Raw genomic sequence first — 12953 nt, 5'->3', positions numbered from 1 at the left:
TACGCCGCCGTTTCGATGCATGAAAGAGAAGAATCGTCATGAAAGCTGCCGTCATCACCTCGTTCGGGGATCCCTCGGTGCTGCGCGTCGCGGAGGCGCCGCAGCCGACGCCAGGTCGCGCTCAGGTACTGGTGAGGGTCCACGCTGCCGGGGTGAACCCGGCAGAGATTCTCGCGCGTGCCGGCGCATTCCGCCTGCGCGCTCCCGCCATCATCGGATTCGAGTTCGCCGGCGTCGTCGAGGGCGTCGGCCCGGGCGTGGATGAGAGCCTGGTCGGCGAGCGCGTCGCTGGGTGGCCGGACTCCGCCACCCAGGGCTCCTACGCCGAATACACGGTGAGCAGCAACTATGCGACCATACCCGACGGGGTCTCCTTCGAGCAGGCCGCGGCGACGGTCATCGGTGCCGACAACGCGGCGCGGGCGCTCGGGCTGCTGAACCTCCACCCGGGCGACACGCTCGTCGTCACTGGTGCGAGCGGCGCGTTGGGCAGCGCCGCCGTACAGTTCGCGAGACACCGCGGTGTGACGGTGATCGGTGTCGCCGGCACCTCGAACGCCGACTTCGTCGAGAGTCTCGGTGCGATCCCGGTCGCTCACGGGCCAGGCCTCGTCGCCCGCATCCGTGCCGCCGCTCCGGACGGAGTCGACGCCGCACTGGACACGGCCGGGAAGGGGCTCCTGCCCGCTCTCATCGAAGTCCTCGGCAGCCCCGAGCGGGTCGTGACTCTCGCCGACCGCGATGCCGCAAAGCACGACGTTGCGTTCAGTCCCGGAGGCAGCGGCAACCGCGACCACCGCCCTGTCCAGGAGGCGCTGGACCTGATCGCCGCGGGTGCATGGACCGCGCGGGTCGGCCGGAGCTTCCCACTCGCCAAGGCCGCGGACGCCCACCGTCTCGTCGCCACGGGCCACACCCACGGCAAAGTCATCATCCTTCCCTGACCCGGCCGACCGGCCATCCGACCACGACAACAATCAATTGGAGAATCCGAAATGCCTGCAGTTCTCGTCCACGGTGTACCCGACACTCACCGGCTCTGGGACACCGTCCGTTCCCACCTTCGACGCGAAGACATCGTGACGATCGATCTCCCCGGGTTCGGCGTACCCCTCCCCGCAGGATTCACGTCGACGAAAGAGGAGTATCTCGATTGGCTCATCAAGAAGATCGAAGAGATCGGCGAACCCGTCGACCTCGTCGGTCATGACTGGGGGTCTCTGCTCACGGGCCGTCTCGCATCTGTCCGGCCGGATCTGGTGCGGACCTGGACAGGCATCAGCGGGCCCATCGATCCCGAGTACCCGTGGCACTATCTCGCCAAGATCTGGCAAACGCCGGGCGAAGGCGAGCAGTGGATGGCGGACCTCGACCTCGCGGAGTTCGCCGCCAGCCTCCACGAAGCGCAGATGCCGCGCGACGCGGCAGAAGAATCGGTCCGGCATCTCGATGCCACGATGAGGGCGAGCATCCTCGCCCTCTACCGTTCCGCGATCGAGGTCGGGGCAGAGTGGAAGCCCGGCTTGAGCGATGTGACCGCGCCGGCGCTGGTGATCTGGGGTCTGGATGATCCCTTCCTTCCTCACCGTTTCGCCGATGAGCTCGGAAATGCCACACGCGCACGTGCCGTCTTCAAGCTGCGCAGCTCGCACTGGCCGATGATCGAGCGTCCCGCCGATGTCGCGCGCGAACTCGAGGCGCACTGGGCTCAGGCGTAACACCTCCACCTCGGGCACTCGGGTTCACACCCCCACGGCCTCCGTGCGAACGACGAAGTCGGCCGCCTGCGTCTGTGAGCCCGGGTGCCCATTCATTCATCAGCACCAGGCAGGAGTATCGATATGACGAATTCAGCAGGGACCCGGATCGGCGTCGGCCTCGTCGGGGCCAGTGCCGACCGGGGCTGGGGTGGAATCGCTCACGTGCCGGCGCTGCGAGCGCTCGATGCGTTCCAGATCCGCGCCGTCAGCACGACGCGTATGGAGAGTGCGAGTGCGACCGCTCGTCGGCTCGGCGCCGATCTCGCCTTCGACACGCACGAGGCTCTAGTCGTGCGGCCGGAGGTCGACCTGGTGGTGGTGGCGGTCAAGGTGCCCGACCACAGGCGGATCGTCACCGACGCGCTGGCCGCGGGCAAGATGGTCTACGCCGAATGGCCGCTCGCGCGAAACCTGGCGGAAGCGGAAGAGCTCGAGCGGCTCGCCCGCCAGAAGGGGCTGCGGACGGTCGTCGGGCTGCAGGGCGGCCTGCACCCGCCGATCCGCTTCCTTCGCGACCTGATCGCGCAGGGCGTGATCGGCAAACCACTAAGCACGAGCATCCGAGCGCACCTGACCGACGACATGTGGTTCGGCCGATACGACCCGTCGCTCGAGTACATGGCTCAGGCGGAGCACGGCGCGACGCTTCTGAGCATCATGCTCGGCCACGGACTCGAACCGCTCGCGCGCGTGCTCGGCACGTTCGAGAGTGTGTCCGCCGTCGTCGCCAATCAGCGCGGTGACGGCGTCCGTCTCTCCGATGGTGCGCCGTTGCCGAAGGACGCGCCCGACGAGATCGTCGTCGCCGGCGTTCTCGAAGGCGGGGTCGTCACGTCGCTGCATTACAGTGCCGGGCACCCTGCCGGCACGGCGACGGTGTGGGAAGTCCAAGGGACCGAGGGCAGCCTGCGTGTGGAGTCGGCGTCGGGCTACATCCATTTCACCGATCTCACCATCACACTGCGCCGCGGCAGCGAGCCCGCCCGAGTGCTTCAGGCGCCGCCTGGTTACGCGGCTCCCGACCTCCAACTCGACGCACCCGCGGCGGGGGTTGCTCGCCTCTATGCTCAGTTCGCTGTCGGCCTTCGCGACGGAACCGCCGAGGCCCCGGATTTCGCGGTCGCGCTCGAACGCCACCGGGTGCTCGATGCGATCACACAAGCCGCGGAAACCGGTCGTCGGCAGGATCTGGCCCGCCCCGACCGAATGAACTCCAATCTCTAAACCCGGGAGAGGCTCGGCAGCCGGACCCGAGGAGATGGCCGTACGCGGCGCCGACAGCGTCGCTCGCCCACCGCTTGCCCGCGCCCTGCAGCGCTCATCTACATCGCCTACTCGTGCCGATGTGCGCCCCACGACGCGGGCTCTGCGATGAGATCTTCCAGGCACTCGCACGGGGGGCGGAACTCAGCCTCCGCCGCGGCGATCGCGTTCGGGCGCAGCGCCTTCCTCGGTGCGTCACGTCCATCCAGGTCGGGGTGCAGCGAGGTCGTCCGTCCACGCGCGCGTCAGCCCGTGAAACAGCATTGATTCACGCGCGCTACGGTCCACCGGTTGCCTCCGGAGCGTAAACGTCGGTCGCTCCCGCGCAGGCAAAGCAGAAGGCCCGGAACCATGCGATTCCGGGCCTTCATTTTGTTGCGGGGGCAGGATTTGAACCTACGACCTCTGGGTTATGAGCCCAGCGAGCTACCGAGCTGCTCCACCCCGCGGCACAAGAGATAACTCTAGCACGGCATAGAACGGCTGGCCAATCGGGGCCGACACCCGCGCGTCCCGGGCGTGTCATCCGACGTTCATCCGGCATTCGCCTGGGCACGCGAAGGGGACAGGACGATCCTCGCGGATCCATCCTGCCCCGTCGCTGAGACGCGTCGCAGACTTACTGCTGCTGCTCGAGCTCCAGCAGCCGCTCGACCGCGTCGGTGAGCGCGTTGTCGGCCTCGGCGTAGGCGACCAGGTCGTCGGCTTCGAGGGCCGCCCGCTTCTCGTCGAGCGCCGTCTGCACTGCCTCGAGGGCCTGCGCGTAGGCGTCGCCCTCGGCCGGCGGCGTGGTGCCCGGCTGCTCCGTCGGCGGCGTGGTGGCGCCCGGGGTGGGCTCCTCCCCCGGCTCCACCGGCGTCACGCCGTCGTCGCCGGTCGGCGCGCCCGAGTCGCCCTCGAACAGCGAGTCGAGCGCCTCGGCAAGCGTGTCCTCGAAGGCGAGCTGGTCACCGAACGCGACCAGCACCTTGCGCAGCAGCGGGAAGCTCGTGCCACCGCCGGTCGACTGGACGAAGACCGGCTGCACGTAGAGCAGACCGCCGCCGACCGGAAGGGTCAGCAGGTTGCCCAGGCGGACATCCGAGTTTCCGATCTTGAGCACGTTCAGTTGATCGGCGATCACGGTATCCGTGTTGAACGAGTTCTGCACCTGGCCCGGTCCGGGCACCGTCGTGTCGGCCGAGATCTCCAGCAGCCGCAGCTTGCCGTAGTCCTCGCGCTTCGTCCCCGCCTCGGCACCGGCATCCGAATCCACGGACAGGTATCCCATCAGCACGTCGCGCTGGCCGCCTCCCGGGATGAAGGTCGTGAACATCGAGAAGGTCGGCTCGTCCTGCCCTGGCATCCGCATCGACAGGTAGTACGGCGGCTGCAGCACCTCGTTGTTCGCCGGATCGGCGGGCGTCGTCCAGGCGTTGTCACGCTGGTAGAACTGGCTCGCCGTGTCGACGTGGTACGTGCCGAGCATCGCCCGCTGCACCTTGAACAGGTCGGTCGGGTAGCGCACGTGGCTCATCAGCTCGCCTGACATCTCGCTGATCGGCTCAACCGTGGAGGGGTAGACCTTCTGCCAGGCCTGCAGCACCGGATCCTGCTCATCCCAGGCGTACAGCGTCACCTTGCCGTCGTACGCATCGACGGTGGCCTTGACCGAGTTGCGGATGTAGTTGATGTCGTCGATCCGCAGGTTCGGCTGCGGGTTGGTCGAGTCGCTGATCGCGCTCGACAGGCTCACGCCCGACGAGTACGGGTACGTCGCGCTCGTCGTGTACGCGTCGACGATCCACACGATCCGGCCGTCCACGACGCTCGGGTACGGGTCGCTGTCGACCGTGAGGTACGGGGCGACCTTCTGCACGCGCGTCTTGGGGTCGCGGTCGTAGAGGATCTGCGACTCCGAGTTCACGTTGTCCGAGAACAGGATCTGCTCCGACTGGAACTTCATCGCGTACAGCAGCTTGTGGAAGAAGTTGCCGATGTTCGGCCCGCCGTCGCCCTCGAAGGTCGTGCGCGTCTCCGTCGCGCCGTCCTGGCCGCGCGGGTAGTCGAGCTCGAGGGGGTCGGTGCCCTCCGGCGCGCCCACGATCGAGTAGAGCGGCGAGTTCTCGCCGAAGTACACCCGCGGCTCGTAGTCGAGCTCCGTCAGGAAGCCCGCCGAGGGGATGCTCCCCTCGATGAACACGGGCTCGCCCTCGTTTGTGCGCTCGTTGCCCTTCGCCGCGACGAGACCATAGCCGTGGGTGTAGACCATGGTGGTGTTCTGCCAGGTCTGCGCGCCGGCATCCAGGCCCGCCTGATCCAGTTCGCGCACGGTGACAACCGTGTCCTGCGTCTCACCGTCGATCTCGTACCGGTCGACGTCGAGCGAGTCGGCGAAGCCGTAGTACGGCCGGTACTGCTGAAGCTGGCGCACCGTCGGGCTGATGATCGCCGGGTCCATCAGGCGCAGCGACGCGGTGGTGTCGGCGTCGTCGCGCAGCTGCCCCGCCTCGACCTCGGTCTCGGCGCTGAACTCGGTCTTCTCGATCCCGTCGAGCGCGTACGCCGCGCGGGTGCCGTCGACGTTGCGCTGGAAGTAGTCCATCTCGAGCTCGCGCTCGTTCGGTCGCACCTGGAACGTCTGCACCGCCCACGGGTAGCCGACGCCCACGACGAGCGAGGTCACCACGAGCAGCGCGGTCGCGATGAGCGGGTAGCGCCAGCGCCCGATGACGGCGGTGACGAAGAACAGGATGGCCACGAGCGCGGCCACGACGGCCATGATCGTCTGACCGGGGATGACCGCGTTGACGCCGGTGTACGCGGGGCCGGTGATGCGCCCGTCGACCTCGACGAGGGTCTTGAAGCGGTCGAGGAACAGGCTGGCCGACTGCACAAGCAGGTAGACGCCCGCGATGACGGCGAGCTGGATGCGCGCGGCCTTGGAGATGCGCAGCTCGCCCTGACCGATCCGCACCGACCCGTAGAGGTAGGTCACGAGCGCGGTCATCAGGAGGCTGATCAGCACGACGGCCGAGAGGTAGCCGGCCAGCGCCGAGTAGAACGGCATCGCGAACATGTAGAAGCCGGTGTCGAGGCCGAACTCGGGGTCGGTCTGGCCCGTGGGAACGCCGCTGATCCAGAGCCAGGTCGTCTCCCACTGGGCGGACGCGGCGAAGCCGGCGAAGAAGCCGAAGAAGACCGGGATGCCCCACATCGCCAGGCGGCGCAGCGGCTCGACGACCTCCTGGTAGCGGTCGAGCTGCGAGCTCAGCCGCGCGTAAACGGGACGCAGCCGGTACGCGAGGAAGATCGCGAGCCAGACCGGCACAGCCATGCCGACGAAGCCGATGACGAACATCACCACTCGTGCGAGCCACTGCGTCGTCAGCACGCTCTCGAAGCCGAGCTGGTCGAACCAGAGGTACTCGGCGTAGAGGTTCGAGAACGCGAAGAACGCGACGACGAGAGCGGCGATCACCGCCAGCGTGATCGTGACGATACGTCGGAAGGGGGACGGCGCGGCCGCCCTGGGCGCGGAGGTCGTGGTCACCCTTGTGAGCCTACCCAGTGACTCTTATGGGCCAGCCGGGAGCGGCCGCCTGTTCGCGCAGGGAGGAACCGGCGCGGACCTCAGCCGCTGCAGGTGGGGAGGTCGGCCGTGTCGCCCGAGGAGATGCCCTCCAGCGCCTTCAGCGAGTCGTCGAGCGTCGCCACCGAGAACACGTGAAGCCCGTCGGGCACGTGGCCCACGACCTCGTTGCAGTTCGCCGCGGGGGCGAGGAACCACTCCGCGCCCGCATCCCGCGCGCCGTACAGCTTCTGCCGGATGCCGCCGATCGGGCCGACGGTGCCGTCCGCGGCGATCGTGCCGGTGCCGGCGATCTGCTCGCCGCCGTTGAGTGCCCCGGGCGTGAGCACATCCACGATCCCGAGCGCGAACATCATGCCGGCGCTCGGTCCGCCGACGTTGTCGAGCTGGATCTTCACGTCGAACGGGAAGTCGAATGCGGTGGTCAGCGTGATCCCGATGATCCACGCCTGCTCCCCCGCGATCTGCCCGTCCTCGGGGGTGACCTCGACGGAGCCGCGCTCGCCGTCGCGCTCGTACTCGATCTCGACGGGAGCGCCGCCGCCCTCCTGGATCAGCTCGCGCAGCTGCGTCGCCTCGGTGATCGCGGTGCCGTTCGCAGCCAGGATGCGGTCGCCTGGCTCGATGAGGCCGGCCGCCGGAGCGTCGTCGCTCGCGAGCCCCGCGACCTCGACGACCGCGCCGACGTCGTGCCCGAGCTCGCTGAGCGCCGCCGCCGTGGCCTCGGCCTGCGAGTCGACCATCAGCACCGCGTTCTGCTCCTCGCGCTGCTCGGTCGTCACCCCCTGCGGGAACACCGCGTCGAGCGGCACGACCGCGCGCGCGGGGTCGAGCCACGCGACCGCGAGCTCGAACCACGACGGGGTCCGCTCGCGGTTCCCCACCACCTGCACGGTGGTGAGATCGAGCGTGCCCTCCGTGGGGTACGTCTCGGCGCCGTCGATCTCGATGAGCGGCATCTCCTCGCCATCGGCCGACTCGGCCGTCCCGATCGTGTCGTAGACCGGGCCGGGACGCTGGATGACGTACGCCGTCGGCAGGAACGTCAGGACGACGAGCACGGCCACGGCGACGACGATCGCCCACATCCCCACGAGCGTGCGGCGCGGCAGCGACCGGCTGCGACTCGGGGTGGCGTCATCGAACAGCGTCACGTCATCTCCCTCAGGTCCCCGGGCAACGGCCCCGCGCCGTCGTTCGCGGGCGGCGTAAGAGTGCTGCGGCGAAGCCCCGGGTGGGCGAAGACGGGTGAGACTAGCGTAGTTCTCAATCGTGTGACCGGCTGAAAGGCGGCTGACGTGGCGGATGACGATCGCTCCCCCGAAGAGGAGTTCCAGGAGCTGATGCGCCAGCTGTTCGGGGCCTCCGGCAGCCAGGTGGATCCAGAGCAGCTGTCCCGGATGGACTTCTCGAAGATGGATCCCGAGCAGCTCGCCCGGCTGACGGGCATGCCGATCGACCCGGCGACCCTGTCGCAGGTGATGCAGAACCTGCAGAGCGCGTTCCGGACGTCCGGAAACGGCATCGACTGGGATGTCACCAAGCGCCAGGCGCTGCACATCGCGAACCAGGACGGCCAGAGCGTCACGGCCGGACAGCGCGCCGACCTCGACCAGGCGTTCCACCTCGCCGATCTCTGGCTGTCGGAGGCGACGACCATCGCCGACCTCGCCGAGGCGCCGCGCGCGATCACCCGCGGCGAGTGGGTCGAGAAGACGCTCGCCGTCTGGCAGGAGCTCGCCGAGCCGGTCGCCACCAGCGTCGCCGACGCCCTCACCGAGAGCCTCAGCCAGCAGGTGCCCGAGGAGATGCAGGGCCTCGTCGCGAACGCCGGCCAGATGATGCGCGGGATCGGCGGCTCGCTGTTCGCCACGCAGCTCGGGCAGGTCGTCGGCAAGCTCGCGCTCGAGGTCGTCTCGGGCGGCGACGTCGGCATCCCCGCCCTGCCCGCCGGCACCGCCGCGATCCTGCCGCAGAACTTCGCCGACCTCGGGCGCGGACTCGAGGTCCCGGACGACCAGCTCGCCCTGTACGTCGCGGCGCGCGAGCTCGCCCACGCGCGCCTGTTCCGGCACGCCAAGTGGCTGCGCCTCCACGTGCTCTCCCAGGTGACCGAGTACGCCCGCGGCGTGCACATCGACACCGAGCGCCTCGAGGAGATGGCGTCGCGGTTCGACCCGTCCGACCTCGACGAGCTGCGGGCCGCGCTCGAGAGCGGCGCCCTGCTGCCGCAGCAGACCGAGGCGCAGAAGACCGCCCTCCACCGCCTCGAGAACATGCTCGCCCTCATCGAGGGTTGGGTCGACGTCGTGACCGCCGACGCGACGAGCCGCATCCCGAACCTCGACCGCATCGCCGAGGCGATCCGCCGCCGGCGTGCGGTGGGCGGGCCTGCGGAGGACGCGCTCGGTGCGCTCGTGGGGCTCAAGCTGCGCCCCCGGCGCCTGCGCGAGGCCGCGGCGATGTGGCGCGCGGTGACCGACGCCGTCGGCATCGAGGCGCGCGACGCGCTGTGGGACTCCCCCGACTTCGTGCCCGAGGCCGCCGACATCGACGACCCCTCGCGCCTCATCGCCCGTCTCGAGGCCACCGCGCGCGGCGAGGCGCCGGCACGGGACGAGATGGACGACGCGCTCGAGCGCCTGCTTGCCGAAGCCGAGGGTGGAACTCCGGGACCGGATGGCGGGGCGGGCGAAGCGGACGACGGAGCCAGCGGATCCGAGGACGAGAACCCCGGCGAGGGCGACGACGCTCCCGAGGGTCCGAAGCCGGTCTGACCCGTCCACAGGCCGCCCCGCGTCCGCGGACCGGACCCGCCTGTGGAGAGCGGCCGCGCCGGGCGCGCCGGGCGCGCACCATAAACGCATGACGTTCCTTCGGCTGGATCCGGCACATCCCGCGCTGTGGCGCGACGCGACAACGCTGCAGCTGGGCGCGCATCCGGTCGTGACCGTGCGCGATCCGGCGCCCTGGCAGGAGCGGGTGCTCGACGCGATGGAGCACGGCGTCGACTCCGGCACGCTCGAGCGGCTGACCGCGGCGCTGGATGTCCCCGCCTCGGAACTCGAGCGCTTCCTTGTACTTCTCGAGGGCGCTCTGCACCGCCCGGCGGCCGCCCGATCCGTGCAGCTCCGTGCCGCCGACGGCGTCGACGCGACGACGTGCAGCGATGTCGCCGAGGCGCTCGGCGCCGCCGGGATCGCCGCCACCTGGGCGGCATCCGGCTCCCCGTCCGCGGGCGATGCGGTGGTGCTGATCGCGCAGCATCATGTTCCCCCGCACGTTCCAGCTCAGCTGATGGCCGGCGACGTGACGCACGTGCCCGTTGTGTTCGACGGCGGCGGCGTGACGGTGGGTCCGGTCGTCGAGCCGGGGCGCACCGCGTGCCTGGCGTGCCTCGCGGCGCACGAGCGCGATCGAGATCCCGCGTGGCCGGCGCTTGTCGCTCAGCTCGTGGCGCGGCGGCCCGTCGCCGTGCCGCGGGCCCGAGCGATGGAGGCGGGAATGCTGGTCGCCCGTCTCCTGCGCGACCGGACGGGCGACCGCGTCAGCGCGTCGACGTCCGTGCACTCGAGCGGGGACGCCCGGCGGGCGTGGCGCTCGCATCGTCCGCACCCGGAGTGCCTCTGCTGCCCGGCGACGGCCGTCCCTGAGCGAGCTGCGGGCCGATCTCGGCGAGGAACCTCGACGGCGCCCGCTCCCCTCGTCCCGCTGCCGACTGCCGAGCCCACGAGATCGACAGGGTTCGCGCGGCGCGCGTGATGCCGACGTAGGCGAGGCGCCGTTCCTCGTCGACGCCCTCGAGCGTCGAGGCGTAGGAGATCGGCAGGAGCCCTTCCGAGAAGCCGATGATGTGCACGTGCGGCCATTCGAGGCCCTTCGCCGCGTGCAGGGTGGACAGCGTGACGGTGCGCATCGACAGCTCGTGCTGATCCTTCGCCCGCGCCATGAGGTCGTCGGCGAACGAGCGGAGCGTGGTTCCCTCGGGCGCCTCCTCTGCCAGGCGCAGGATGGCGCTGCGCGCCTCCCACGCGTCGCGCACCGCACCGCCCGCGGCCGGCGCCTCGTCCTGATGCCCGAGGCCGCGCAGCGCCGTGCGCACCTCGTCGACGAACCCGTTGCCGTGCGGCGCCACCGCGGCCGCGCGGATCGCGAGCACCGCCTGACGCACCTCCGGCATGTCGAAGAAGCGCCTGCCGCCGAGCACCGTCGTCGCGATCCCCCGTGCCGCCAGCGCCTGCTGGATTCCCGCCGACTGCGCGTGCGAGCGGTACAGCACCGCGATCTCGTCGGCGCGGGCGTTCTGCATCCGGCGCGCGATGGTGTCGGCGACGCCCTCCGCCTCTGCCTGGTCGTCGGCGTAGGCGACGACCTCCGGCTTCGGCGCGGTCGACTCTCCCGCGCCCGACACGAGCGTCAGGGCTCCAGGGCGGCCGCGCATCAGCGCGTTCGCGACATCCAGCACGGCGGCATCCGAGCGGTAGTTGCGCTCGAGGCGCACGACCGTGGCGTCGGGGTAGCGGGTCGGGAACTCCAGCAGATACCGCGAGTCGGCGCCGATGAACGAGTAGATCGTCTGGCTCGCGTCGCCTACCACGCACAGGTCACGCCGGTCGCCGAGCCACAGCTCGAGCAGGCGGTTCTGCAGGGGCGAGACATCCTGGAACTCGTCGACCGTGAAGTGGCGGTACTGCTCCCGCACCGCGACGGCGACGCGCGGCTCCGCCTCGAGCATTCCCGCGCAGGCGAGCAGGATGTCCTCGAAGTCGAGCTGCCTCCGCTCGTCCTTGAGCTTCTCGTACTGCGTCATGAGCTCGACGAGCGCCTCGGTCCTGATGGTGCCCACGCTGCGGCCGAGGCGCCCGTACTGCTCGATCGAGCGCATGGTGACCTTGCGCCACTCGATCTGCGCGGCGACGTCGCGCAGGGTCGCGCGATCGGGACGCAGGCGCAGCGCGTCGGCCGCGTGGGCGAGCAGCTTGACCTTGTTGTCGACGATGCGGGGCGCCTCGTCGCCCGCGACCTGAGGCCAGAAGTAGTTCAGCTGCGCGAGAGCGGCGGCGTGGAACGTCTTCGCCGAGACCCCCTCGATGCCGAGCGCTCGCAGCCGTCCCCGCAGCTCGCCCGCGGCCTTCGTCGTGAACGTCACGGCCATCACCCGCTGCGGCGAGTAGGCGCCCGTGTCGACACCGTGCGCGATCCGGTGCGTGATCACGCGCGTCTTGCCGGCGCCGGCTCCGGCGAGCACGACGACGGGGCCGCGCAGCGTCGCGGCGGCCTCGCGCTGATACTCGTCGAGCCCGTCCAGCGCGCTCATCGCTCCTCCTCGTACCACCCGCGGATCAGCCCGTGGGCGATCGACGCGGGGCCGGGAAGGCCGACCTCGCCGTCGCCCGCGAGCGCGGCGCCGACCTCCTCACGGGTCAGCCAGCGGACATCCACGATCTCCGTGCCGTCGGGCCGCGCCTCGGCCGGATCGATCGCGGTCGCCTCGAACCCGAGCATCAGCGAGTGCGGGTACGGCCAGGGCTGGGAGCTCACGTAGCGGAGATCCGTCAGGCGGACGCCCGCCTCCTCGAAGAGCTCGCGGTGGATCGCCGTCTCGAGCGACTCCCCCGCCTCGACGAACCCGGCGAACGCCGAGTGCATCCGGCCGCCCCAGTTCGCGTTCGCCCCGAGCAGCAGACGACGGCGCTGCGGATCGGTGATCGCGACGATCACGGCGGGGTCGTTGCGCGGGAAGTGCTCGCGGCCGCACACCGTACAGCGCCGCGACCAGCCGGCCTGGCGCAGGGCGGCGGGCCCGCCGCACGTCGGGCAGAAGCGGTGCCCGGTCAGCCACCGGCCGAGGCTCACCGCCGCGACGAGGGTGTCTGCCTCCTCGGGAGAGAGCAGGGCGCCGAGGTCGCGCGGGCCGCCCCAGCCGCCCGGGGCCGCGACGGGCGCCGGCGCATCCGCGTCGAACGCCGCCACGAGCACGGCGGCGCCGAGGGACGTGCGACCGAGGAAGCCCCACTCCGCACCCTCGGGCACCTGGGCGGGGGCGAGGGCGTGAAGGCGGGCGGGCTCGCCCTCTGCCCGCGCCGCGACGGCGCCGTGGACGACGAGCACGCGCGTCGGGGCCTCCGAGCGGAGGTGCTCGAGCAGGCGCGGATCGTCGCGCTCGGCCGGGGCGCGATCGATCGCGGCGACCAAATCGGCGGCGGCGACGGCGGAATCCGAGCGGCCTGTCTCGTCTCGCTCCGCTGGCTCACTACGGCGCATCGAGGCTCCTGAACTTCATCGGAGGGAAGCGCGGCGTGCGCTCTCGCGGGCGTGGCGCGGGTGGTTCGCCCGTGCCTGCGACCTACCCTGAGGGC

Annotated in this window: 8 protein-coding genes and 1 tRNA gene; 4 read left to right on the top strand and 5 right to left on the bottom strand. The window is 70.5% G+C overall.

Features of this window, described 5'->3' with window-relative positions:
* Positions 1 to 38 precede the first annotated feature (38 nt).
* The 3 genes from IR155_RS03860 (at position 39) to IR155_RS03850 (ending at position 2984) form a co-directional block, all read left to right on the top strand.
* Positions 39 to 944, top strand: coding sequence for an NADP-dependent oxidoreductase (locus tag IR155_RS03860; protein ID WP_135113370.1), 906 nt, complete (start codon positions 39 to 41; stop codon positions 942 to 944).
* A 51-nt stretch (positions 945 to 995) separates the two neighbouring features.
* Complete coding sequence (locus tag IR155_RS03855; protein ID WP_135113368.1) at positions 996 to 1718, top strand: alpha/beta fold hydrolase; 723 nt, start codon at positions 996 to 998, stop codon at positions 1716 to 1718.
* Positions 1719 to 1841: 123 nt separating this feature from the next.
* On the top strand, positions 1842 to 2984 hold the full coding sequence (locus tag IR155_RS03850; RefSeq protein WP_135113367.1) for a Gfo/Idh/MocA family protein: 1143 nt from the start codon (positions 1842 to 1844) through the stop codon (positions 2982 to 2984).
* A gap of 414 nt (positions 2985 to 3398) precedes the next feature.
* On the opposite strand, the gene IR155_RS03845 is transcribed toward IR155_RS03850, so the two are convergent.
* From IR155_RS03845 to IR155_RS03835, 3 genes are all read right to left on the bottom strand, one after another.
* Positions 3399 to 3472, bottom strand: a tRNA-Met gene (locus tag IR155_RS03845).
* A 170-nt stretch (positions 3473 to 3642) separates the two neighbouring features.
* Entirely contained in the window at positions 3643 to 6555 is a 2913-nt protein-coding gene (locus tag IR155_RS03840; RefSeq protein ID WP_135113366.1) for a UPF0182 family membrane protein, read from the bottom strand.
* 80 nt (positions 6556 to 6635) lie between these two features.
* Positions 6636 to 7748 (bottom strand): YlbL family protein, encoded by a 1113-nt coding sequence (locus IR155_RS03835; RefSeq protein WP_233441092.1) that lies wholly within the window; start codon positions 7746 to 7748, stop codon positions 6636 to 6638.
* A gap of 144 nt (positions 7749 to 7892) precedes the next feature.
* On the opposite strand from IR155_RS03835, the gene IR155_RS03830 reads away from it, so the two are divergent.
* On the top strand, positions 7893 to 9371 hold the full coding sequence (locus IR155_RS03830; RefSeq protein ID WP_135113365.1) for a zinc-dependent metalloprotease: 1479 nt from the start codon (positions 7893 to 7895) through the stop codon (positions 9369 to 9371).
* A gap of 770 nt (positions 9372 to 10141) precedes the next feature.
* Here IR155_RS03830 and IR155_RS03825 read toward each other — a convergent pair.
* Together IR155_RS03825 and nudC are read right to left on the bottom strand one after the other, a co-directional pair.
* On the bottom strand, positions 10142 to 11911 hold the full coding sequence (locus IR155_RS03825; RefSeq protein WP_135113364.1) for an ATP-dependent helicase: 1770 nt from the start codon (positions 11909 to 11911) through the stop codon (positions 10142 to 10144).
* A complete protein-coding gene (gene nudC, locus IR155_RS03820) occupies positions 11908 to 12858 on the bottom strand; it encodes an NAD(+) diphosphatase (protein WP_135113363.1) in 951 nt (316 codons plus the stop codon). Before nudC ends, IR155_RS03825 begins: the two co-directional genes overlap by 4 nt.
* Positions 12859 to 12953 lie beyond the last annotated feature (95 nt).

The organism is Microbacterium paludicola, assembly GCF_015235415.1.
Classification (GTDB): Bacteria; Actinomycetota; Actinomycetes; order Actinomycetales; family Microbacteriaceae; genus Microbacterium; species Microbacterium paludicola.
The sequence above is the reverse complement of the archived record's forward strand: the minus strand, read 5'-3'. Positions and strand labels throughout refer to the sequence as shown.